The sequence below is a fragment of the Microbispora sp. KK1-11 genome (assembly GCF_006874435.1).
GTDB lineage: Bacteria > Actinomycetota > Actinomycetes > Streptosporangiales > Streptosporangiaceae > Microbispora > Microbispora catharanthi.
Genome location: NZ_VIRJ01000002.1, coordinates 336,032 through 358,766 on the forward strand (window position 1 = coordinate 336,032; position 22,735 = coordinate 358,766).

Sequence of the window (22,735 nt, forward strand, 5' to 3'; positions counted from 1 at the left end):
GATTCCCTCACATCGGGCCATCTATGTGAAGGGTTTCCGCACAGATAGCACCTCAAGAGGACATTTTTCAGGCCGCAAGGGTAGGTTCGGCGTCCGAGAAGCTCATCACCGGCGGCCTACGGGTGAACATCCTCGTCAGCGCGAGCAGATAGACGAAGCCCACCGCCATCCAGATCAGGCCGACCGTGAACGTGACACCCGAGAGGCTGGTCCACAGCCAGATCGTCAGCGCGAAGCCCACCAGCGGGACCAGGCCATACCTGACCAGGTCGGCGGCCGAGCGGCGCCCCTCGTCGAGCAGGTAGTGCTTGACGACCGTGAGATTGACCATGGAGAACGCGATGAGCGCCCCGAAGTTGACCATGACCACGGCGTTGTCCAGGCTGATGAACAGCGCGACGAGCGAGACCGCCGACACCACGGCCGTCGCGACGATCGGGGTGCGGAAGCGCGGGTGCAGCCGGGCGAAGGCCCCGCGGGGCAGCACTCCGTCGCGGCCCATCGAGTAGAGGATGCGCGACACGCTCGCCTGGGTGGTCATGGCCGACCCGAAGGCGCCGACCACGTAGATCCCGACGAAGATCGTCTCGAATGCGGCGCCGCCGAGCGCGGACATGATGTCCACACCCGCCGTGTCCGCGTTGGCGAAGTCGTCGTACCCGGGGTGGACGAGGCTCCCCATCCACGCGACCAGGACGAACAGCAGGCCGCCGATGAGCGTGGTGAGCACGATGGCGCGCGGGATCGTCCGGCGGGGCTCCTTCGCCTCCTCCGACAGGGTCGAGACGGCGTCGAACCCGAGGAAGCTCAGCGCCAGGATCGCCGCGCCCGCGAACACGCCCGAGCCCGGGGTGAAGGGGGCGAAGGGCGACGGCGCGGGGTGACCGGCCAGGTGCTTCAGCGACAGCGCGGCGAACACCACGATCAGCACCACCGACAGCCCGACGACCAGGACGTTGACCCGGTTCATCACCGTGATGCCGACGACGTTGAGCACGAGCACCAGCAGCAGCGCCGCCAAAGTGAAGATCCACTGGGGCACCTCGGGGAACTGACTGTTCAGGTAGATCCCGATGAGCAGGAAGTTGATCATCGGAAGGAACAGGTAGTCCAGCATCAGCGTCCACCCGGTCATGAAACCGATGTGGCCGCCGAAGGTCTGCTGGGTGTAGGTGTAGGCGGACCCGGCGGTGGGGTACGCCCTGGCCATCCTGCCGTAGCTGAACGCCGTGAACAGCATGACCACGAGGGCGACCACGTAGGCCGCCGGCAGGTGGCCCTCGGTGACCTGAGTGACGGCGCCGTAGGTGGTGAAGACGGCGACCGGGGCGAGGTAGGTCAGCCCGAACAAGGTCAGTCCGGGAACGCCGAGGACGCGCTTCAGTCCGGCGGGTTCGGTCATACGCCACTCCTGTTGGCTGTGGGGAAGGTTCTCACGCCGGCCGCCCACGTGCCGAGGACGGTCGTCGTCTCCGCGATGTCATGGGGGTCCGGCCGCCGCACGTCGCCGTCCAGCCAGACCAGGTCGGCCACCTTGCCGGGGGCCAGGGTGCCGCGCTCGTCCTCGGCGAACGCCTGGTGGGCGACCCCCGCGCTGTACGCCGACAGCGCCTCCTCGATGCCGATGCGCTCCTCGGGCAGCCAGCCGCCGGACGGCTCGCGCTCGGCGTTCTCCCGCGTCACCGCGACCGGCAGCCCGGCCAGCGGGCGGTGGTCGCTCACCGGCCAGTCGCTGCCGAAGGACACACGCACCCCGGCGCGCAGCAGCGAGCCGATGAGGTACTGCCGCCGGGCCCGCTCCGGTCCGATCCTGGGGAAGGTCAGCTTCGTCATCGGGGGATCGGTGCGCGCCCACAGGGGCTGGAGGTTGGCGATCACGCCGAGCCGGGCGAACCGCGGCAAGTCCTCCTCCGCGAGCACCTGCACATGGGCGATCACCGGCCTGCGGTCGCGCGGGCCGTTCACCCGCGTCACGTGCTCGATAGCGTCCAGTGCGGTGCGGATGCCCGCGTCGCCGATCGCGTGCAGGTGTGCCTGCAGGCCCATCGCGTCCACGGCCGTCAGGGCCTCCAGCAGCTCGCCGTACGGCCAGACGGGCATGCCCCGGGTGCAGGGATCGTCGCTGTACGGCGCGAGCAGCGACGCCGTACGGTTCTCCAGGATGCCGTCCACGAAGAACTTCACCGTGTTGGCCATCAGCCTGTCGTCCCCGAGTGCCCGCACCCGCTCGCGGTCGGCGGCGAACTCGGCGAGCTGGTCACGCCACCGCACCGGATCGGCGCGGAAGGCCAGGTTGACCCGGGCGGCCAGCAGCCCGCGGCGGGCCGCCTCCAGGTAGGCATCGACCGTGCCGTGCTCCACCCACGCGTCCTGGACCCAGGTCACCCCGGCCGCGGCGTACGCCTGGGTGGCGATGGCGAGCGCGGCGACGAGGTCCTCGGTCGTGCGGGCGGGAGCGGCGGCGAGGACGGCGTCCACCGCGTCCCACTCGATCATGGTCCCGAGCAGCGCGCCGTCCGGGCGGCGGGCGAACCGGCCGCGGGGCGTGTCGGGCGTCGAGGCGTCCAGACCGGCCCGCCGCATGGCCTCGGAGTTGCACCACAACGTGTGGTAGTCCCAGGCCCGCAGCGCGACCGGCCGGTCGGGCACCGCCTCGTCCAGCCATCGGGCGTCGAACAGGCCGTCCGGGACGATCGTCGCGTCGTAGCCGCCGCCAGTGATCCATCCGTCGCCGGGATGCTCGGCGGCGTGGCGGCGAACCTCCTCGACGATCTCCTCCACCGTGCCGAGCCCTCTGACCTGCGGGCCCGTCGCCTCGAACCCGGCGTGGTCCGGATGGCAGTGACCGTCGCCGAAGGCCGGCGCCAGCATCCCGCCCCGCAGGTCTACGCGGTCGTCGTGGGTTCCCGCCAGTGCGGCGGCTCCGAGTGCCTCGATCCGGCCGTCCCGTACGGACAGGGCGTCGGTGGTCGTGCCGGTGCCCGTCCAGATGGTGCCGTTGTGAAAGAGGGTGCGGCTGAAGAGGGTGCGCGACATGGGCGTCCCCAACAAATCGAATGACGTTCGTTTAGTGGGATGAGGATAGGTTGTCGGCGGGCAAAGCGGAAGGGGGCTGCGGGCCGAATGCGGCGGCGGGTGGGACGGCCGGTGAAGCCGGTGCTGAGCAGGGAGGCCATCGCGCGGGCCGCGTTGGCCCTCATCGACGACGCCGGAGCCGAGGGTTTCTCCATGGCCGCCCTCGCCGAACGGCTGGGCGTGCGGCCGTCCTCGCTCTACAACCACGTGAGCGGCAAGGACGACATCCTGGCGGCGGTCCGCGAGGTCGTCTCCGACGCCATCGACGCCTCGATGTTCGCCGAGCTGCCCTGGGACGAGGCGCTGGTGCGGTGGGCCCACGGCTACCGCGACGCGTTCGCCGCGCACCCGCCCGCGATCTCGCTGCTGGCCACGCTGCCGATCACCGGAGCCCTGCGGACGCTGCGGATGTACGAGGAGGTGGTCGCCGGCCTGCGGCGCGGCGGCTGGCCCGACGCGACGGTCATCCCGGTGATGGTGGCCGTGGAGTCGTTCATCCTCGGCTCGGCGCTCGACCTGGTGGCGCCGCCCGACATGTTCGACGCCGGGCCGCTGGCCGCGCAGGTCCCGGTCTTCGCCGCCACGGTGCGCGCCCGCGACGACGCCGCGACCTCCAGCGGGCGTCCGCCGGCGGACCTGTCCTTCGAGGTCGGGCTGGCCGCGATCGTGGAGGGGCTGCGGCGGACGCTCGCGGCCATGGGGTGACGATTCGGAAGGCTTTGTGTACCTTTGCTTCAGATTCCGTGGTTATGCACGGAGTGCAGCGATCTTTTCTGAGGCAGGGATGATGATCGACCGTACTCGCCTGGCCCGGCTGCTCGACCGCGAGCGCGACGCGTTCCGGGGGCGCAACCCGCGCTCGGCCGCCGCGTACGAGCAGGCGAGAGGCCACCTGTTCGGCGGCGTGCCGATGACGTGGATGAACAAGACGGCCGCGGGCTTCCCGCTCTACCTGGCCGACGCCCGCGGCGCCCGCGTCACCGACCTGGACGGCCACGAGTACGTCGACCTCTGCCTCGGCGACACCGGTGCGATGGCGGGGCACTCTCCCCAGGCGACCGTGGACGCCGTCGCCGACCGGTTCGGCCGGCGAGGCGGCGCCACGGTGATGATGCCGACCGAGGACGCCGCCTGGGTCGGCGCCGAGCTGGGCCGCCGGTTCGGCGTGCCCTACTGGAGCTTCTCGCTGACGGCCACGGACGCCAATCGGTGGGCGATCCGCCTGGCCAGGGCGATCACCGGCAGGCCCAAGATCCTCGTGAACAGCTACTGCTACCACGGCAGCGTGGACGAGGTGCTTCTCGTGGTCGGCCCGGACGGCGAGCAGGTCTCCCGCGAGGGCAACGTCGGCGCTCCGGTCGATCCCACCGTCACCTCACGCGTCGTGGAGTTCAACGACCTGCCCTCGCTGGAGCGCGAGCTGGCGTACGGCGACGTCGCGGCGGTCCTCATGGAGCCCGCCCTCACCAACATCGGGATCGTCCTGCCCGAGCCAGGCTACCTGGAGGGCGTCAGGGAGCTGACCCGGCGGTACGGCAGCCTGCTGATCAACGACGAGACCCACACCTTCTCGGCGGGCCCGGGCGGCTGCACGAGGGCGTGGGACCTGCACCCCGACATCGTGACGATCGGCAAGGCGATCGGCGGCGGCATCCCGAGCGGCGGTTACGGCCTGTCCGCCGAGGTCGCCGCGCGCGTCGAGGCGATGGACGGGCTCGACCTGGTCGACATGGGCGGCGTCGGCGGCACACTGGCCGGCAACGCCCTGTCGGTCGCCGCGATGCGCGCCACGCTGGAGCACGTGCTGACCGACGACGCGTTCGCCGCCATGACCGAGCTGGCGACCCGCTTCACCAAGGGCGTCCAGGAGGTGATCGACGCGCACCGCCTGCCGTGGTCGGTCACGCAGCTCGGGGCGCGCGCCGAGTATCGCTTCACCAGCCCGGCCCCGCGCAACGGCGGCGAGTCGAACGCGGCAGGCGACCCCGACCTGGACGACTACCTGCACGTCTACCTGGCCAACCGCGGCGTGCTGCTCACGCCGTTCCACAACATGGCGCTGATGTCTCCCGCCACCACCGAGGCCGACGTGGACCTGCACCACGAGGTGTTCGCCGCGGCCGTGGCGGACCTGGTCTCATGAACTCCGCCGGATGAACGTGGACGCGATCGACCGAATCCTGCTGCGTGAGCTGCAGCGGGACGGCCGGGCCTCCTACACCGCACTCGCCGAGGCCACCGGCCTGTCCGCCCCCGCCGTACGGCAACGGGTGCAGCGGCTGCGCGACGAGGGCGTCGTCCAGATCGTCGGGGTCACCGACCCGATGGCGCTGGGCCTGCCGGTCATGGCGCTGATCGGCGTCCGCGTCGACAGCGACGTGCACGAGGTCGCCGACCGGATCAGCGAGCTGCCCGGGGTGATCTACGTGGTGCTCACGGCGGGCTCGTTCGACCTGTTCGCCGAGGTGGTGTGCCGGGAACCGGCCGAGCTGCTCAGCGTGCTCAACGACCACGTCAAGCGGGTGCCGGGCGTCACCAGGGCCGAGGCGTTCACCTACTTCGGCATCCACACGCACCGGTTCGCCTGGCCCGGCGTCTGAGGGTCCTAAAGGGCTTTCAGGAAGCGGGCGGCGATGGGCACGGCGGCGCCACGGCCGGTGCCGCCGTGCTCGACGAACACGGCGAAGGCGAGGTCACCCCGATAGCCGATGAACCAGGCGTGGTCCTGCCCGCCCTGCCCGTCCTCGGCGGTGCCGGTCTTGCCCGCGACCCCCTGCGGCAGCTCCGACCCGGCGGCGGTCCCGTCGACGGTGACGGCGCTCATCAGCGAGCGCAGCCCCTCGGCCACGTTGGACGGCAGGGGCACGCTCTGCCGCAGCTCGCCCTGCGGCGCCTCGTCCGCCAGCGGGCGGGCCTGCCGCCACTCCCCGCTCTCCACGGCGGCGGCGACCAGCGCCATGCACAGCGGAGTCGCCTCGACCGTGCCCTGTCCGAAGGAGTCCTCGGCGAGCGCGTCGGGTTTCTCCGGCCGCTGCAGGCTGCCGCACGTCCACGTGTCACCGCTGTCCCCCTGCGCGCGGAAGCCGAACGCCTTGGCCTGGTCGACCAGCGTGTCACCGTTCAACCGCTCGATCGTCAGCCGGGCGAACGTGGTGTTGCACGACAGGGCGAACGCCTGCCGCAGGGTGACCGGCCCGTGGTTCTCGTCCTTGTAGTTGTGGATCGACCGGTTGAAGGGGATCTGGTAGACCGCCGGGCAGTCCACCGTGCTGTCGGGAGACAGCCCGTTGTTGAGCAGCGCCGCCGCCGTGATCGTCTTGAACGTCGAACCGGGAGGGTACTTGAGATCGAACGCCCCCTTGCCGCCCAGCCGGTCTGCGACCGCGAGAACCTCCCCCGTGGACGGCCGCACGGCCACGATGGCGGCCCGTTGCACGCCGTCGAGCGCCCGGGCCGCCGCGGCCTGCACCGCGTAGTCGATCGTGGTCCGTACGCCGACCGGCCGCTTCTCGGGCTTGTAGGACAGGACCGTCTTCGGCGGCATGCCCGGATTGTCGATCTGCAGCGCCCATCCCACGGCCACGCCGGCCGTAGGCGCCACTCCCTGGTTCATCAGGTTCTCGAGGTACGCCTCGGCGCCCGAGTTCTGCGGGAACTCCCGCCCGTCCCTTGTCACCGGCCGCAGCGGCCCGGCATCCGGCTCGGTCCTGACGAGACTGCCGCCGGGCTGGATCTCCGGATGCAGGACCGACGGCGTCCAGACGACCTTCCAGGTGAGGTCGCGCACGGCCAGCTGCAGGCTGGAGTCGAAGCGCCAGGTGCCGGCGTCCTGCTCGTCCCGCTCCTGGGTGAAGGGGATCTCGGCCGTCTCGTCCCCCGTGCGTACGAGGTTGCCGACCGTGATCCGCAGCGACTTGGAGAGGGCGGCGTCCTCGAACTCGCGGTGCTGGTCCGCGAAGTCGTCCGGAGGATCGTCGACCAGTTCGCGCATGGCGTCGTAGTCGCTCTTGACCCAGGCCTGGAAATAGGCGGCGGCCGTCTCGTCGGGAGAGCCCTCCGGGGAGCTTGCGGTGGACGGCTCGGGAGATGTCTCCGGGCGGAGTTGGAGCGTCTGCGGGCCGGCGGGTGCGGGCGTCCCCCGCGGCGCGGCGACGAAGTCCGAGACCGGGTCCTGCCTGCCGGACACAATGAGTCCGGCAACGCCGAAGACGAAGATGGCCGCGGCGACCATGACGAGGGCGAGCAGGGCCCTGTTCCGCATACGGTTCTCATATCACGCGAAAGGAGCCATAGGTGGCAAGGAGCAGAGAACCGTTGCCAGGCCGCTATCCGGTGACCTTCGGCGAGGTGGAGCTCCTGCGCGACCTCGACCGGCCGGACGGGTGGATGCTCATCAGGGACGGTGTCCCCCAGTCGTACGTGGATCTGACCGATCCCACCTATCTGGACTTCTCGTACACGCAGCTCATGGCCAGCGTGATCGACTGCCTGCCCGAAGGCCCGCTCGACGCCGTCCACATCGGTGGCGGGGCCTGCACGATCCCGCGCTACATCTCCGCGCGGCGGCCCGGCTCACGGCACATCGTCGTCGAACCGGACGCCGGGCTGGTCCAGCTCGTACGCGACCAGCTCAACCTCAAGTCGGTGCCCCGGCTGAAGGTCCGGGTGGTGGACGGCCGCGCGGCGACGACGGACCTCAGGGACGACTCGGCCGACCTGTTCGTGCTCGACGCGTTCTCGGGCGCGACGATGCCGGTCGAGCTGGCGACCGTCCAGTACATGGCGGAGATCGCCCGCGTCCTGCGCCCCTCCGGCATGGCGCTGATCAACGTGGCGGACGGCAAGGGCCTGCCCTTCGTGAAGCGGGTCGCCTCCACGGTGAGCCGCGTCTTCCCGCACGCCGCGCTGCTGGCCGAGCCCGGCATCCTGCGCGGACGCAGGTTCGGCAACGTCGTCCTGGCGGCCTCGCCCGGCGACCTGCCGATCGAGGCACTCACCAGGAAGGCGGCGGGCGGCCTCACCCAGGCGCGATGCTTGGCGGACGAGGACCTGACCCGCCTGGTCGCGGGAGCCTCTCCCATTCACGACGGCGACGCCGTCCTCGCCCCCGTCCCTCCGCCAGGCCTGTTCGACTAGGGAGGTGTCCACAGACCTTGGCCGGACCGGTGCAGGGGTCTGGGCCGGGCCGGTGCAGGGGTCTGGGCCGGGCCGCGCACTGCGCCGGAAGGAACCCCCGGTCCTCGCTCCCTTCCGCTCCGCTCCCTCGACTCCGATGAGCCCTGCGGACAGCGCACCAGCGACCCTCGTGACGCCCTGGTCGTCATTCCCGTAGCCGCCGCGCTCTGATGGGGTTGTGGTAGGTGAAGGCCCAGCGGTCGGCGCCGGCTTTGTGACGGGTGTAGCGGTCAGGGTGGCGGTAGCGGTCGCGGTTGTGGAACTGGCAGGCCGGGCCGAGCAGTTTCAGGTCGGTCAGGCCGCCGGTGCTCCAGTTGTCGGCGTGGTCGATCTGGCACATGGTTGCCGGGAGTGGGCAGCCGTCGATCCAGCAGGTGGCGTAGCGAGCGAAGATCGCGCGTCGTTGGGCGGGGGTGGCCAGCCGGACCTTGCGGCCCATGTCCAGCACCTGCCCCTCGGCGTCCATCACCAGCCGCACCAGACTGCTGGTGCGGGCAAGGCGGTGCACGCTGGAAACCGGTAGCACCTGCCCGGTCGCCAGCAACAACCCCGGCGCTGTCCCCAACAATGCCCCCGGCACCGCTCCCGGTGACGCTCCCTGCGCCGCCCCGAGCGGCGTCTCCGACGCTGTTCCCGGTGGCCTCCCCGGCGGTGTCCCCGGCACTGTTCCCTGCACGTCCGGCTCCGGCCCCGGCACTGTTCCCTGCACGCCCGGTGCCGTTCCCGGCGTCTCGGGTGTCCCCGTCGCGCATGAGCATCGTGCCTCGCCACCGCACCCGCACACGTCACGGCCACCCGCCGCGTCCTGCTGAGCCTGGCCCTGCTCATCGCTGCCTTGCTCATCGCAGTCTTGCTCACCGCAGCCCGGCTCATGGCGGCACTGTCCACCGCGCAAGTCGTTGTGGTCCTCAGGCGCGCTCTGCGCATGCCGGCAGTCCCCCGCAGGCTGGTGCCCGGGGTGGGTGTGATGCGCGGCGGCGTGCTCGGGAGGCGGATCCGGCCGCGCTGTGTACGAAGGTGAACCGGCATCTGCCCCGGCGCCGCCGCAGTCGGCGGGGTCGGCGGGGTGGGCAGGAGGGCACAAGCCCTCATCCTGGGCAGGTGCGGTGCCGGTGCTGCCCACGTCGTCGGGGTCGTCAGCGCTTCCGGTGTCGCCGGGGGCGCTGGTGTCCTCGCTGGCCTCGCTGTCCTGACCGTCCTGGCCGTCCTGGCCGTCCTGGCCGTCCTCCGCACCATCCGCGCCCTCGGCATTCCGGGCGTCTTCGACGTCGCCGGGGTCGTCGGCGCTTTCGGTGTCGCCCGGGGCGCTGCCGTCCTCGGCGCTCTCCCTCTCAGCGCCCTCCGCGTCCTTCATGCCCTCAGTGCCCTCAGTGCCCTCGGCGTTCTCGGGTTTCTCGGCGTCTTCGGGGTGGTCGTTGCCGGGGGCAGCGGGTTGGGGGTCGGTGGGGAGGGATTCGGCGTTGACCAGGACCAGGAGCTCGGCGGCGATCTTCTCCTCCAGCAGCGCGATGAACGCATCCGCCTGGCGGACCCGCAGCGGCCGGTCATCACCCTCCGCGCGCGGTTTGGCATACGCATCCAACAGGGCCCGCAGCCGGGCGGCCGCCTCGCGCGGGAGGTAGAACTCGCCCTCCAGGCCCCCAGCTTTGGTGGGGCGGACCCGCAGGAACCGCCGCGCGTAGTCGGCCTGCTCGTCGCGGTCTTCCCCGTCGGGGTCGAGCACCGCCCGCAGGTAGCGGCCCGCTTTGGCCACCTCCGCCGCCCCCGCCTTGCCCGCCAGCTCCAGCAGGATCGGCTCGGCCAGGGCGGCGTGCTCGTCACTCAACCGGGCGGTGGCCGTGCAGATCGCCTCCACCACCCCCGCCGCCAAATCACCGGCGGCGAACTTCTCCCGCACCCGGGGCAGACGCGCCAACTCCACCGCCAAGGTCAGCAGACGCCCAGCCCCCGCGACGCTCATCCCCGCGGCGGTGCGCAACCAACTACGGGTGGAGGCATGCCCATGCTCCTTGGCCTGCCCCGCACCATGCACCCGCCCCACCCGATCCGCCAACGCACACGTGATCCGATCCCGCGCGAACAGCAACTCCTCAGCCTCGGCAAGACAGATGCCCGCATCGTCCGGCAACGGCGCCAGCGCCAACGCCTGCGCCGACTCGCGAAGAGAACCCACCAACACCCACGACGACCGGGCTGGGCGATCATCCGCGCCAGCGGCATCCGCACCCGAGCTGTCCGTGCTTGTGCTCCCGCCACCGGGCGCGCCGCCAACCGTGTCCCGGCTCGCGTCCTGCCGCAGCGAAGGATCGGTGATCGGAAAATGCTCGCGGGCGAGCGAACCCTCGGCCGACCACAACCGGGAACCGGAAGTCAACCGGTCCCACCAGTCGCCAGAGCTACCAGAGCTACCAGAGCGATTCGAACGACGAGAGTGCTCAGGATCGAGATCGAACGGATCCATCACACCCTCCTCAGTAATTCGAAAACCTGTGTGAATTCTTTCACTCTCGGTGAGCATGCGGCAAGCTCGCTCGCCGATAACCTGGAATCACAGGCGAGACGGGATTCAAAAAGGTCACTCTGCGTCACCAGCGACGGCTCGCTCGTACGACCGGAGCGTCTCGACGAACAGGCTCCGCTGCTCACTCGTCAGCGGTTCCAGCGCGCTGCGCCAGGCGCGGGCGCCGCGGGCGAGCCAGGCGTCGACCGCCTCCCGGTTGGCCTCGGCGATGCTCACGATCGTGCGGCGACGGTCCGCGTCGTCCTCGCGCCGGTCCACGACGCCCTTGCGGCTGAGGTCGCCCACCATCAGGCTCACGGTGGCCGGGGCGACCTCCAGGCGGGCGGCGAGTTCGTTCACCGTGAGCGGACCGTCGAACAGCAGGTAGGACAGCAGCGACAGGTGCCGTGGCGCCAGGTCGAGCGTCCGGAGCGACTCGGGGACCGGCATGCGCTTGGCGCGGCCCACCAGACGCGGCATCAGCAGCAGGAGGGTTCGGATCCCCTCATCCAGGCTCAGCCCCTCATCCGTTGACATATGTTGATCTCCAAAATAGCTTTGCTATTAAAGCAAATACATCTCAGGTTCAGGAGCCATCGTCGCATGTCCGAATGGAACGACAAGATCATCGAAGAGTTCCGGGCGAACGCCGGCAGGGTCGGCGGCCCGTTCGAGGGGACACCGCTGATCCTGCTGACGACCACCGGCGCCAGAACGGGCGCCGCCCGGACGAACCCGGTCGCCTGCCTGCGTGACGGGGACAGGATCCTCGTGTTCGCCTCCTACGCGGGCGCGCCACGCCACCCGGACTGGTATCACAACCTGCTGGCCGATCCCACGGTGACCGTCGAAGCGGGCGACGGCACGGCGATCGAGACGTTCACCGCCACGGCCGTACCGCTCACGGGCGAGGAACGCGACCGCATGTACGCCCGGCAGGCCGAGCTGGTGCCGGGCTTCGCCGACTATCAGGCGCGTACCTCCCGCGTCATCCCCGTCGTCGCCCTCTACCGGCGAGACCGCGAACGCGCCCGGGCGATCGGCGACGAGCTGGTGCGGATCCACGACGGACTGCGGGCGGAGATGGCCGCGCTGCTGGCCGCGGTCGAGGACGGGCTCGCCACGGGCGCGCCGGTGAACCTGCCGGGTCGTGACCTGGAGGGAGCGCTGCGCGAGCGCTGCCTGTCCTTCTGCACGGCCTTCCACGAGCACCACGCCAACGAGAACGAGCGGGGCTTCCCCCTGCTGGAGCGGGCCTTCCCCGGGCTGGCCCCGACCCTCGACCGGCTGCGCGAAGAGCATGTGCGGCTGGCCCGGCTCAGGGAGGACCTGCGTGCGGCGGTCGGCGAGGCGGGCTCCGGCGATCCCGCCGCCCTCAACGCCAGGCTCACGCACCTGTCGGCCGAGCTGGAGGCCCACTTCGCCCGCGAGGAGGAACAGCTGGTCGCCGCGCTGAACGCGCTCTAGGAGGATCCGGCCTCGTGGTCGGCCACGATGGCGTCGATGCGGGCGGCGAGCTTGTAGTCGAGGTCGGTCAGGCCGCCGGCGTCGTGGGTGGTCAGCGCCAGGTGGAGGGTGCGCCATCGGATGTCGATGTCGGGATGGTGGTTCAGGGCCTCGGCCTGCTCGGCGATGTCGTTCACGATCGCGATGGCCGTACGGAAATCTCGGGCGACCACGGTCCTGCGGATCGTGTCTCCCTCGCGGCGCCACTCGGAAGCCTCGTACATGGCATCAGGACATCACGAAACACGGCCGATTGTGTAGATTCGCCGGCGTGGACGAGCAGGTGGACGAGCAGCTGGGCGAGCAACTGGACGAGCTGCGGCGTGAGCTGTGCGAGTACGGCCGGCGGGCGGCCGCCCTGGGCCTGGTGATCGGGACCTCCGGCAACCTGAGCGCCCGGAAGGGCGACCTGGTCGTCGTCACGCCCTCGGGCGTGGCGCTCGACCGGCTGCGCCCGGAGGACTGCCCCGTGGTCGACCTCGAAGGGCGGGTCGTGAAGGGAGAGCGCAAGCCCTCCTCGGAGACGCCGATGCATCTCGCGCTGTACGAGGCGACCGGAGCCCGGGCGGTGGTGCACACCCACTCGGTCTTCGCGACCGTGGTCGCCTCGACCATGACCGAGCTGCCGCCGATCCACTACAACGCCCTGCTGCTCGGCGGCGCCGTCCGGGTCGCCCCGTACGCGACGTACGGCACGCCGGAGCTGGCCCGCAACGTCATCGCCGCGATCGAGGGCAGGCAGGCCGCCCTGATGGCCAGCCACGGCGCGGTGACGGTCGGCGTCGGCCTGGAGCAGGCGTTCGAGGCGACCCGCCTGCTGGAGTGGTTGTGCGAGGTCTACGTCCGCGCTCTCGGCGTGGGCCGGCCCACGGTGCTCACCGAGGACCAGCTCACCGCCGTCATCGAACGCGCATTCAACGGCTAACCGAGGACCACTTTCCTGGCGAGGCCGAGCGGGAGCCCGCCGGAGCCCGCGATCGTGTCGTGGAAGGTCCGCAGATCGCCCGTGTAGTCCGCCCTGATGCGCTCGATCTCCAGCGCTCCCGTGAGGTAGGAGGGCGCCTGCGTGGGCCAGGCGCAGTAGCGGCTGACCTCCCCGGCCGCGGTGCCCGGCGACAGCGACGCCTTCGTGGTCAGGAACTCCTCCGCCTGCTCGATCGTCATGTCGTCGCAGTGCAGCGCGGTGTCCACCACGATCCGGGCGGCCCGCCAGATGCGGCAGTCGAGGTGGGCGAGCTCGGTCTGGGGCGTGTCGAAGTAGCCCTGCTCGTGCATGAGCTTCTCGACGTAGAGCCCCCAGCCCTCCACGAAGTAGGGCGTACGGAAGATCTTGCGGGCGCGGTGCGGGTTGCCGGCCATCCAGGACAGGTGCCAGTGGTGGCCGGGGTACCCCTCGTGCACGCTGATCGAGGGCATCTGCGGGCGCGAGTTGGTCCGCAGCCGCTGCCGCACCTGCTCCTCGGTGAAGCCGTCCGGCGTGTACGGCACGAAGAAGACGCCATCCCGCGAGGACGACAGCGGCGGCGGGGCGAGGTAGCTGGCCACGGCGATGATGGGCCGCTGGAACTCCGGCGAGGGCTCGACCCGGCACACCTCGCCCTCGGGGAAGGTGACCAGCCCGCGCTCGCGGACGAACTCGCGCGCCCGCAGCGTCTCGGCCTCATACTCGGCGCGCATGGCCTCCAGGGTCGGCGGGTGGTCGTCCATGAGCGACTCCATCGCCTCCCGCCAGCTGCCGGAGCCGAGGCGCGCGGCGACCTCCGTCATCCGCGTGTCCAGCTCGGCCCAGGCCTGACGGCCCTTCTCGTGCAGCTCGGCGGCGCCGTACCCGAGCATCTCCTGCTCGCGCAGCAGTGCGGAATAGAGCTCCTCCCCCATCCGCCAGGTGCCCCGGGGCTCGAAGCCCTCCAGGAAGCGGACCAGCCCGTCGAAGGCGTCGGCGGCGGGCTCGGCGGCCCGCGCCAGCCGCGCCCGCAGCTCCGGGTCGCCGACCAGCGCGGGCAGCGTCTCGGTCAGGAAGCGGCGTCCCGTACGGGCCTGGTCGAGGCCGCGCTTGACGAGCAGGTCGGCGGCGAGATCGGGGTCCAGGTTGGCCTGGCAGGCGGCGAGCACGGCGGGCACCTCGGCCAGCCGCGCGACGGCGGCGTCGACCAGCTCGGCCTCAGGCTTGAGGCGCTGCTGGAACGGCGTGAACATCGACCCGAAGATCACCCCGAGGTAGGCGGCCGGTTCGCGTCGCCACTCCGGCCAGCGGGCCAGCGCGATCTGCCCGCGCAGATGGGCGGCGACCAGGTCCCTGTCGATCTCGTCTTCCGGACTCTCGGGCGTCGACTCCGACAGCTTGCGCAGCCATTCCTCGGCCGCCCGCTCCCGCGCCGTGAAGGCGCTCGCGCTGAGATCGCCCAGCGTGCGGTCGTATCCGTCGGCCCCCAGGAGGGCCGCCCTGACCGGGTTCTCGGCCAGGTACCAGTCGATGAACTCGTCCACCAGCGTCATAGCGCCCGACTCTATCCGCGACACTTGGGTGGAAGCCCCCAGATAAGGAGCGATTGGTGCCCCTGCAGATCACCGGCGCCCCCAGCGACCCCGACCTGATCCGCCTGCCGTGGGACGTCCCCCTCGAAGAGTGGCCCGTCCACCATCTGGTGACGCTGCCCCGCGGTATCTCCCGGCACGTGGTGCGCTTCGCCCGGCTCAGCGGCCGGGTGTACGCGATCAAGGAGATCAGCACCAGGTATGCCAAGCGGGAGTATCAGCTGCTGTGGGATCTGGCGCGGCACGACGCCCCCGCCGTCGAGCCGGTCGCCGTCGTCACCGGCAGGACCGCCCCGGACGGCTCCGAACTGGACTCCGCCCTGATCACGCGGCACCTGCAGTTCTCGCTGCCCTACCGTGCCGTGCTGTCGGGCTCGGTGCGGCCCGACACGCTGATCCGCCTGCTCGACGCGCTCGCGGTCCTGCTCGTGCGGCTCCACCTGACCGGCTTCTACTGGGGCGACTGCTCGCTGTCGAACACGTTGTTCCGGCGGGACGCGGGGGCGTTCGCGGCCTACCTGGTGGACGCCGAGACCGGTGAGCTCCATCCGGCGATCAGCGAGGGCCAGCGGGCCCACGACATCGACGTGGCGCACGTCAACATCTACGGCGAGATGCTCGACCTGGAGGCGGGCGGGCTGCTCCACCCGACCATCGACCCGCTGGCCTTCGCCGAGCAGCTCGTCGAGCGCTACCACCGGCTGTGGGACGAGCTGACCGAAGACGAGATCATCGAGGAGGTCGACTGGCACCGTGTGGACCAGCGGGTGCGCCGGCTCAACTCGCTCGGCTTCGACGTCGCGGAGATGATGGTGCGCCGCAAGGCCGGCACCTCCCGCCTGATCGTCCGGCCGAAGGTCGTGGACGCCGGGCACCACCAGCGCCGCCTGCTGCGCCTGACCGGCCTCGACGTGGAGGAGAACCAGGCCAGGCGGCTGCTCAACGACCTCGATTCGTTCCGGGTGTCCACCGGACTCCGGCACGAGGACGAGGCGATCGTGGCCCACCGCTGGCTGGCCGAGGTGTTCCGGCCGGTGGTGAACGCGATCCCGGCCGACCTGCGGCGCAAGCTGGAGCCGGCCCAGCTCTTCCACGAGGTGCTCGACCACCGCTGGTACATGTCGGAGGCCGCCGGCAAGGACGTCGGCCTGGAGGCGGCGGTGCTGTCCTACGTGGACAACGTCCTGGTGCACAAGCCCGACGAGAACGCCGTCATCGTCACGTCCGATCCTCTGTCTCCGTAAGAGACTCCAGGTAGCGCGCGGCTTCGGGGATCCGCTCCTCGCCGAAGACGCGTATGCCGTTCAGCTCCAGCAGCGCGGTCGTCACGCCCTGCCCGGGGGTGGTCCTCCCCCGGTGGCTGCCGTCGTAGATCCGCAGGGACCCGCACGACGGGCTGCCCTCCTTGAGGATCGCGACCCGTACGCCGAAGGACCGGGCGACGGCGAGGGCCTGCTGCGCTCCGGACAGGAACGCGGCGGTCACGTCGTCGCCCTCCGGCGTCAGGATCCGGGCCGCGCCCGCCAGGACGGCCGCGCCGCCCGCGCCGCCCTCGATCTCGGCGGGCGGCCGGGGGACGGGCAGCCCGCCCTCGACCTCGGGGCAGAACCGCACCAGCCGCCCCTCCGCGCGCCAGCGGGCGAGCAGGTCGTCGTCGCTGGTCTTGGCCCCGCCGTCGTACCTCACCCGGCTGCCGAGCAGGCAGGCGCTGACGAGAATCCGCTCCACGCCTCCCATTCTGGCCGCCGTACGGCGGTGCACGCGCCAACCCCAATACGAGGAAATTTCATGAAAACCGGGATTACCATTCCGAGAAGAAGAATTCTTATTCCTCGGGACTAATCCGTTTATCCCCGACGTTTCCGGCTCGGGTGACTCGTCCACCTGCTCCTCTAGTGTTGGCCGCGCTGTACCGGCGAGGCGAGGAGTTACGAGTTGATCGGGATAGAGGACTGCCTCTCCGAGGCCATGTCGATCCCGGGCGCGCTCGGCGCCATTCTCGTGGACCACACCAGCGGCATGGCCGTCGCGGGAAAGGGGATTCCCGATCCCGGAAGGGCGGCCGCGGGGCTCAGCGAGGCGTACCGCGCCACGCTCGACGGGATCGCGATGGCCTCCCAGGAGACGGGTTTCCGGATCGAGGACGTGATCGTCACCACGGGCTCGGCCTACCACCTGGTGCGGCCCATGGAGATGATGTTCGACGGCCCGCTGCTGCTGTGCGTACGCCTGGACGTGGAGCGGTCGAACCTCGCCCTGGCACGGCGGCGGCTGCGCACCATCACGGACGAGCTGGTCGCCTCCTGATGGGAGCCTGACCGGTGGCCGCCCCGACTCTCGACGCCGTGCTCACCGGCCTCGCCCAGGACGAGGCCACCGGCTCACTGCGGGTGGGCAAGGAGGGCACGGTCTACTACGTCCGCGGCCGGGTGTCGTACGTGGAGTGCGCGGCCACGCCCGGTGTGGAGGAGTTGCTCGGCGCGTCGGGCCGGATCAGCGCGAACGGGATGCGGCACGCGCGGCAGGAGGCCGGTCCCGGCGGCGACGGCGGCGCCCTGCTCGTGGACAGAGGGGTGCTCAGCCGGGGCGAGCTGGAGTTCTGCATGCTGTCCGCCACGCTCGACGCGGCGTTCTTCCTGCTCGCGTCGAGAACGGCACGGACCAGGTTCAGGCAGAGCGACGCCCACTGGCTCGGGATCCACTGGTTCTTCGACGTCCCCGGGCTGCTGCGCGAGTGCGCCAGGCGCCGGGCCCGGCTGGAGCGGGCCTGGCCCTCCGCGGAGCTGGACGCGCGGCCGGTGACGCCCCTGCGGCAGATTCCGGGCACGCACGCGCTGCTCACCCGGCTGCAGTGGGAGCTGCTGCTCGCCGCGGACTCCACCGCCACGCCGGTCGAACTGGCCCGCCGCCTCGGGCGTCCGGCCTACTCCACGCTGCTGGCCGTACGGGAGCTCGCGGCGGCCGGCCTGGTGGTGACCGGCGAGACGGCGGCGCTGCCCAAGCGCACGCCCAAGTCGCCGCCCACACCGCCGCCCACACCGGCGGGGGAGCCCGGGCGCTCCACCTCGGAACTGCCGCGGGTCAACGGCGACGCGACCGACGTGAACCTGCTGCTCAGGCTGCGTGACGCGCTGGAGGCGCTGTAGTGATCGGGTGGCTCAAGCGGGCCGGAAGGGGTGTCTCGGTGGATCTGCGCCACGACATACATGAGGAACTGGTCGTCCTGCGGGAACGGGCGCCCGAGATCACCGGAGCGCTCACCTGCACGATCGACGGCATGCTCGTGACGACGGACCTGGCCGCCGACACCGAGCAGACCGCGGCGCTCACGTCGGCGCTGCTGTCGCTGAGCCGGAAGATGACCGACCTCGCCAGGATCGGGCGGCTGGAGGAGACGCTGATCTCCGGCACCCAGGGACACACCGCGTGCTACGCCGCGGGCCCCACGCTCGTCCTCACCGTTCTCGCTGGTCAGGGAGCCAATCTCGGCCTGCTCCGGATCGAGGGACGCAGGGCGGCGAACAAGATCGCCGCCATCGTCGAACGCGGATGACAAACCAGAACAGGAGAAGAGACATGGCGAACATGGACGTCTCGCTGAAGGAGATGCTGACCATCGACGGCGCGGTCGGCGCGGCGGTGGCCGACTACGGGAGCGGGATGGCGCTGGGCACGCTCGGCGGTTCCAAGGACCTCGACCTCCAGGTGGCCGCCGCGGCCAACACCGAGGTGGTCAAGGCCAAGCTCCGCGCGATCGACGCGCTCAAGCTCAACGACGGGATCGAGGACATCCTCATCACGCTGGGCACGCAGTATCACATCATCCGGCCGCTGGCCGGCCGCGGCGGCAAGGGGTTGTTCCTCTACCTCGCCCTCGACCGCAACCGGGCCAACCTCGCGATGGCCCGGCACCAGCTCCGCGCGATCGAGGACAAGCTCGAGATCTGAGCCCCTGCCCTATCAGCCCTGCCCTATCAGCCCCGTCCGGTCAGCCCCGTCCGGTCAGCTCTGTGATCGCCTCCGCGATGACCGGCCAGAGCGGGCGGGGCAGGTCGTGGCCCATCCCCGGGAAGGTCAGCAGCTTCGCGCCGGGGATGGCGTCCGCGGTCGCGGTCCCGCCTTCGAGGGTGACCAGCGGGTCGTCCTCGCCGTGGATCACCAGCGCGGGCACCGAGAGCCCGCGCAGTCCCTCCGTACGGTCGCCGGACCTCCGGATGGCGGTGAACTGCCGGGCGGTGCCCGCGGGGTCGAACGCCCGGTCGTAGGCCTCCGCGGCCACCCGGGTGACACGCTCGACGTCCATCTCGTAGCCGGGAGAGCCGACGATCCGCGCGGTCTCGACGGCGCGGGCGATCACCTCGTCGCGGTCCTGGGCGGGGGACGCCATCAACACGGTCATGGCCGCCTCGGTCGCCCGCCCCACGCGGGGCCCGGGCGTGGACATGATCGAGGTCAGCGTACGGACCCGGGCGGGGTGGCGGATGGCGAAGGCCTGGGCGATCATGCCGCCCATCGACGCGCCCACCATGTGGGCGCTCTCCCAGCCCAGCACGTCCATCAGGCCGGCCGTGTCGTCGGCCATGTCGTCCAACGTGTACGACGGGGCGGGCGCGAGGCCGTCCGCCGGGGTGAAGTGCGTGGACAGGCCCACGTCCCGGTTGTCGAACCGGACGACCCGGTGGCCGGACTCCACCAGCAGCTCGATCAGCCCCTCCGGCCAGCCGATCATCTGTGCTCCGAGCCCCATGATGAGGACGACCGGACGTCCCCCGGGCTCGCCGAACACCTCGTAGCAGATCTCGATGCCGTTCGCCGTCGCACGCATGCGAGCAGAATTTCATTCGGTTTGCCCTGCCGCAAGCGGCGCATGACCGGATCTGTACGGTTGTGTGGTGTGGTGTCGCAAATGACCCGCCGACGGCGGATACTCGTTCTCCTCATCTGCTGCATGAGCCTGCTGATCGTGTCCCTTGACAACACGATCGTCAACGTCGCTCTGCCGTCGCTCGGGCACGATTTGCACGCGCCGGTCTCCGGCCTCCAGTGGACGGTGGACGCCTACACGCTGACGCTCGCGAGCCTGCTGATGCTGGCCGGCTCGACGGCCGACCGGATGGGCCGCCGCCGCACGTTCCAGATCGGTTTGGTGATCTTCACGGCCGGGTCGCTGCTGTGCAGCCTCGCCCCGAGCCTGGGCTGGCTGGTGGCCGCCCGGATCGTCCAGGCCATAGGCGGGTCGATGCTCAACCCGGTGGCCATGTCGATCATCACGAACACGTTCACCGACCGCAGGGAGCGGGCCCAGGCGATCGGCGTGTGGGGCGGCGTGGTCGGCGTCAGCATGGCGCTCGGACCGGTCGTCGGCGGCCTGCTCACCGACACGGTCAACTGGCGGGCCATCTTCTGGATCAACGTGCCCATCGGCCTGCTCGCGCTGTTCCTGACCTGGCGCTTCGTCCCGGAGTCCAAGGCGCCCTCGGCGCGGAGGACCGACCCGGTCGGGCAGGTGCTGGTCATCGTCCTGCTCGGCACGCTCACGTACGGGATCATCGAGGGCCGGGCCGCGGGCCCCGCCGTGAGCGCCGTCTGCTTCGTCGTCGCGGCGGCGGCGCTGGCCGCGCTGGTCGTCTGGGAACTGCGCAGGCCCGAACCCCTCATCGACATGCGGTTCTTCCGCAGCGCGCCGTTCTCTGGCGCGGCCGTCATGGCGGTGTCGGGCTTCGGCGGCCTGGGGGCCTTCCTGTTCCTCAACACGCTCTACCTGCAGAGCCATCGCGGGTTCTCCGCCCTCACCGCGGGGCTGTGCACACTGCCGGTCGCGGTGACCACGACGATCGTGGGACCGCTGTCGGGCCGGCTCGTCGGCACCCGGGGCCCGCGCGTGCCGTCCGTCGTCGCGGGCGTGTGCCTGGCCGCCGCCGGGGCGCTGCTGTCCCAGGTGACGCTCACCACGCCGCTCCCCCTGCTGCTCGGGATCTACGTGGTCTTCGGCGTCGGGTTCGGCATGCTCAACCCCCCGATCACCAACACCGCGGTCTCCGGGATGCCGCTCGCGCAGGCGGGCGTGGCCGCCGCGGTCGCCTCGACCAGCAGGCAGGTCGGCCAGTCCCTCGGCGTGGCCATCGCGGGGTCCGTGGTCTCGGGCGCCGGCGCCAACGCGGCGTTCGTCCCGGCCGCGCACACGGCCTTCCGCGTCAACGCCCTGTACGGGCTGATCGTGCTGGCGGTCGCCCTCCTGACGACCGGCCGCTGGGCCAGGGCCACTGCCGAGCGTACGGCGGCGCGGCTCGCGGAAAGCCCGCAGGTCACCCTGTCACGGGGGTGAAGCCGGCAGTTCCGAGGACCTTGCGGCCCTCGTTGGACAGGACGAGGTCGACGAACTCCCGGGTCAGGGCGAGGCGCTCGGTCCCGGGGACGGTCGCGATGAGGTAGTCCTCGACCGCATCGGCCGCCGCGGGGAGGTCCACGCCCTCCACCGCTCCCGCCGCCGCTCTGACGTCCGTACGGTAGACCAGCGCCGCGTCCGCCTCTCCGAGCCGCACCTTGGCCAGCGCCTTGGCGGCGTCCGGCTCCCGCCCGATGGGCGTGACGGTGACTCCGGCCGCGGCGAGCGCCGTGCGGGCGCCCGCCCCGCACGGCGCCGACTCGGCGCACAGGGCCACCCTGACGCCGGGAGCGGTCAGGTCCTTCAGGCTTGCGACGTGGGCCGGGTTGCCCTTCGGCACGGCGATCTGGAGGCTGTCGCGCGCGAAGACCCGCGGGCCGGGCGCCCCCGACCCGCGCATGGCCGCGGCGCCGGCCGCGGCAAAGAGGTCGGCCGGCGCGCCCCGGGCGATCCGCTGCGCCAGCGCGCCGCTGCCGCCGAACTCGAACCGGACGGCGACGCCGGGGTGGGCGGCCTCGAACGTCCTGCCGAGCGAGCCGAACGTCGCGGCGAGCGAGGAGTCGGCGAACACGGTGAGCGTCTGCCTTCCGCCGCCCCCGCAGCCGGTCGCCGCGAGCAGCACCGACGCGAGCGCGAGCGCCGACGACACGGCCCGAAGGATCCCCCCGACGCGATGCACGGCTCCACAGTAGCGAGCAGGAGGCAATTCATTCCATTTTTATCGCTTTATATCGGAGCTATGGTTTCGCCATCTCACGGAGTCGGATGTGCGGATTTGTCGCAATTCCTTTTCGATCACGGCGACGCGCCGTGCGCCGTCAAGATCGCACCCGGCGCGGCCCGCCGCGGATCATGGACCGACGGAGGCGCTCGGCGACAAAAGCCCCAGGAAGGTGTTTAGAGGTCATGACTGGCGAAAGACTACCTATTGGGCATAAACCGATCGAGTGAGGAGAGACATCTTGAGCGTCAACCCTTCCTCCAGAGTCCGTGAGAGCAGCCAGCCCTGGCTCCACCAGAGGGGCACCGAGATACAGGCGTTCGGGACCGTGCGGGACTTCCCGGTCGGGCTGCCGCGGGAGACGCGGGAATACTCCTGTCAGCGGCTCAACCAGATCCTGGCCGACACCCAGATCCTCTACAACCTCTACAAGAAGCACCACTGGCTCATGCGGGGGCCGACCTTCTACCAGCTTCACCTGCTGCTCGACAAGCATGCGAGCGAGCAGTTGCCGATCATCGACGCCGTCGCCGAACGCATCCAGACCCTCGGCGGCGTCGCGGTCGGCGATCCGCGCCAGGTGGCGGAGATGACCGTGATCCCGCGGCCGCCGGACGGCGTGGAGGAGGTGCCCGCCATGCTCTCCCGGCTCCTGGAGGCGCACGAGACGATCCTGGTCGCGGCGCACGACGCCGCCTCCCGGGCCGACGAGATGGGCGACGACGGCACCAACGACCTGCTCGTCTCCGAGGTCATCCGCACGGGCGAGCTGCAGGCGTGGTTCCTCGCCGAGCACCTCGTGGACACACCGCTCGTCCGCGCCTGACCCGCGTTCGCG

At 71.0% G+C, this 22,735-nt stretch carries 23 protein-coding genes; 13 read left to right on the plus strand and 10 right to left on the minus strand.

Features of this window, described 5'->3' with window-relative positions; genetic code table 11:
• Nucleotides 1-67 precede the first annotated feature (67 nt).
• On the minus strand, nt 68-1,402 hold the full coding sequence (locus tag FLW16_RS04435) for an APC family permease (RefSeq protein WP_142557846.1): 1,335 nt from the start codon (nt 1,400-1,402) through the stop codon (nt 68-70).
• Nucleotides 1,399-3,036, minus strand: coding sequence for an amidohydrolase (locus FLW16_RS04440; protein ID WP_142557848.1), 1,638 nt, complete (start codon nt 3,034-3,036; stop codon nt 1,399-1,401). Before FLW16_RS04440 ends, FLW16_RS04435 begins: the two co-directional genes overlap by 4 nt.
• Before the next feature lie 111 nt (nt 3,037-3,147).
• Here FLW16_RS04440 and FLW16_RS04445 point away from each other — a divergent pair, with 111 nt between their 5' ends.
• The 3 genes from FLW16_RS04445 to FLW16_RS04455 all read left to right on the plus strand — a co-directional run bounded on the left by FLW16_RS04445 (nt 3,148) and on the right by FLW16_RS04455 (nt 5,675).
• Nucleotides 3,148-3,780 (plus strand): TetR/AcrR family transcriptional regulator, encoded by a 633-nt coding sequence (locus tag FLW16_RS04445; RefSeq protein ID WP_221890889.1) that lies wholly within the window; start codon nt 3,148-3,150, stop codon nt 3,778-3,780.
• Nucleotides 3,781-3,862: 82 nt separating this feature from the next.
• On the plus strand, nt 3,863-5,218 hold the full coding sequence (locus FLW16_RS04450) for a transaminase (RefSeq protein WP_142557852.1): 1,356 nt from the start codon (nt 3,863-3,865) through the stop codon (nt 5,216-5,218).
• Nucleotides 5,219-5,228: 10 nt separating this feature from the next.
• Nucleotides 5,229-5,675, plus strand: coding sequence for an Lrp/AsnC family transcriptional regulator (locus tag FLW16_RS04455; RefSeq protein WP_221890890.1), 447 nt, complete (start codon nt 5,229-5,231; stop codon nt 5,673-5,675).
• Nucleotides 5,676-5,680: 5 nt separating this feature from the next.
• On the opposite strand, the gene FLW16_RS04460 is transcribed toward FLW16_RS04455, so the two are convergent.
• Nucleotides 5,681-7,336: a penicillin-binding transpeptidase domain-containing protein gene (locus FLW16_RS04460; RefSeq protein WP_142557854.1), complete on the minus strand. Its 1,656-nt coding sequence runs from the start codon at nt 7,334-7,336 to the stop codon at nt 5,681-5,683.
• Nucleotides 7,337-7,368: 32 nt separating this feature from the next.
• Here FLW16_RS04460 and FLW16_RS04465 point away from each other — a divergent pair, with 32 nt between their 5' ends.
• Nucleotides 7,369-8,211, plus strand: a complete 843-nt coding sequence (locus tag FLW16_RS04465) for a spermidine synthase (RefSeq protein WP_260614882.1) — start codon at nt 7,369-7,371, stop codon at nt 8,209-8,211.
• Between the two features lie 184 nt (nt 8,212-8,395).
• Here FLW16_RS04465 and FLW16_RS04470 read toward each other — a convergent pair whose 3' ends face one another.
• Both FLW16_RS04470 and FLW16_RS04475 read right to left on the minus strand, forming a co-directional pair.
• Entirely contained in the window at nt 8,396-10,711 is a 2,316-nt protein-coding gene (locus FLW16_RS04470) for a DUF222 domain-containing protein (RefSeq protein ID WP_185949249.1), read from the minus strand.
• A 114-nt stretch (nt 10,712-10,825) separates the two neighbouring features.
• On the minus strand, nt 10,826-11,287 hold the full coding sequence (locus tag FLW16_RS04475) for a MarR family winged helix-turn-helix transcriptional regulator (RefSeq protein ID WP_142557858.1): 462 nt from the start codon (nt 11,285-11,287) through the stop codon (nt 10,826-10,828).
• Nucleotides 11,288-11,353: 66 nt separating this feature from the next.
• Between FLW16_RS04475 and FLW16_RS04480 the strand changes: the two genes are divergently transcribed.
• Nucleotides 11,354-12,217: a nitroreductase/quinone reductase family protein gene (locus FLW16_RS04480; RefSeq protein WP_142557861.1), complete on the plus strand. Its 864-nt coding sequence runs from the start codon at nt 11,354-11,356 to the stop codon at nt 12,215-12,217.
• Here the strand turns inward: FLW16_RS04480 and FLW16_RS04485 are convergent.
• Nucleotides 12,214-12,480 carry a 4a-hydroxytetrahydrobiopterin dehydratase gene (locus tag FLW16_RS04485; protein ID WP_142557863.1) on the minus strand — a complete coding sequence of 89 codons (267 nt, stop codon included), beginning with the start codon at nt 12,478-12,480 and terminating at the stop codon, nt 12,214-12,216. The genes FLW16_RS04480 and FLW16_RS04485 overlap by 4 nt on opposite strands.
• Nucleotides 12,481-12,527: 47 nt before the next feature.
• Here FLW16_RS04485 and FLW16_RS04490 point away from each other — a divergent pair, with 47 nt between their 5' ends.
• On the plus strand, nt 12,528-13,181 hold the full coding sequence (locus FLW16_RS04490; protein WP_260614883.1) for a class II aldolase/adducin family protein: 654 nt from the start codon (nt 12,528-12,530) through the stop codon (nt 13,179-13,181).
• Here FLW16_RS04490 and FLW16_RS04495 read toward each other — a convergent pair.
• Nucleotides 13,178-14,752 (minus strand): DUF885 domain-containing protein, encoded by a 1,575-nt coding sequence (locus tag FLW16_RS04495; RefSeq protein ID WP_142557864.1) that lies wholly within the window; start codon nt 14,750-14,752, stop codon nt 13,178-13,180. The genes FLW16_RS04490 and FLW16_RS04495 overlap by 4 nt on opposite strands.
• A 56-nt stretch (nt 14,753-14,808) precedes the next feature.
• On the opposite strand from FLW16_RS04495, the gene FLW16_RS04500 reads away from it, so the two are divergent.
• The gene (locus FLW16_RS04500) at nt 14,809-16,035 is read left to right on the plus strand and encodes a DUF4032 domain-containing protein (protein WP_185949250.1); all 1,227 of its coding nucleotides are present in this window, start codon (nt 14,809-14,811) and stop codon (nt 16,033-16,035) included.
• Here the strand turns inward: FLW16_RS04500 and FLW16_RS04505 are convergent.
• Nucleotides 16,010-16,519, minus strand: coding sequence for a DUF523 domain-containing protein (locus tag FLW16_RS04505; protein ID WP_142557866.1), 510 nt, complete (start codon nt 16,517-16,519; stop codon nt 16,010-16,012). The two genes, FLW16_RS04500 and FLW16_RS04505, sit on opposite strands and share 26 nt — an antisense overlap.
• 207 nt (nt 16,520-16,726) lie before the next feature.
• Between FLW16_RS04505 and FLW16_RS04510 the strand changes: the two genes are divergently transcribed.
• The 4 genes from FLW16_RS04510 to FLW16_RS04525 are packed head-to-tail and all read left to right on the plus strand — an operon-like array spanning nt 16,727 to nt 18,739.
• Complete coding sequence (locus FLW16_RS04510; protein ID WP_139576883.1) at nt 16,727-17,098, plus strand: roadblock/LC7 domain-containing protein; 372 nt, start codon at nt 16,727-16,729, stop codon at nt 17,096-17,098.
• Between the two features lie 14 nt (nt 17,099-17,112).
• Entirely contained in the window at nt 17,113-17,937 is an 825-nt protein-coding gene (locus FLW16_RS04515; RefSeq protein WP_142557868.1) for a MarR family transcriptional regulator, read from the plus strand.
• 38 nt (nt 17,938-17,975) lie between these two features.
• Nucleotides 17,976-18,344: a roadblock/LC7 domain-containing protein gene (locus FLW16_RS04520; RefSeq protein WP_142557870.1), complete on the plus strand. Its 369-nt coding sequence runs from the start codon at nt 17,976-17,978 to the stop codon at nt 18,342-18,344.
• A gap of 23 nt (nt 18,345-18,367) precedes the next feature.
• Nucleotides 18,368-18,739, plus strand: a complete 372-nt coding sequence (locus tag FLW16_RS04525; protein WP_142557872.1) for a hypothetical protein — start codon at nt 18,368-18,370, stop codon at nt 18,737-18,739.
• A gap of 40 nt (nt 18,740-18,779) precedes the next feature.
• Here FLW16_RS04525 and FLW16_RS04530 read toward each other — a convergent pair whose 3' ends face one another.
• The gene (locus FLW16_RS04530) at nt 18,780-19,616 is read right to left on the minus strand and encodes an alpha/beta fold hydrolase (protein WP_142557874.1); all 837 of its coding nucleotides are present in this window, start codon (nt 19,614-19,616) and stop codon (nt 18,780-18,782) included.
• An 81-nt stretch (nt 19,617-19,697) separates the two neighbouring features.
• Between FLW16_RS04530 and FLW16_RS04535 the strand changes: the two genes are divergently transcribed.
• Nucleotides 19,698-21,116 (plus strand): MFS transporter, encoded by a 1,419-nt coding sequence (locus FLW16_RS04535; protein WP_260614887.1) that lies wholly within the window; start codon nt 19,698-19,700, stop codon nt 21,114-21,116.
• On the opposite strand, the gene modA is transcribed toward FLW16_RS04535, so the two are convergent.
• On the minus strand, nt 21,097-21,855 hold the full coding sequence (modA, locus tag FLW16_RS04540) for a molybdate ABC transporter substrate-binding protein (RefSeq protein WP_221890892.1): 759 nt from the start codon (nt 21,853-21,855) through the stop codon (nt 21,097-21,099). The two genes, FLW16_RS04535 and modA, sit on opposite strands and share 20 nt — an antisense overlap.
• A gap of 283 nt (nt 21,856-22,138) precedes the next feature.
• On the opposite strand from modA, the gene FLW16_RS04545 reads away from it, so the two are divergent.
• Nucleotides 22,139-22,723, plus strand: coding sequence for a Dps family protein (locus tag FLW16_RS04545; RefSeq protein ID WP_142557876.1), 585 nt, complete (start codon nt 22,139-22,141; stop codon nt 22,721-22,723).
• Nucleotides 22,724-22,735: the final 12 nt, after the last annotated feature.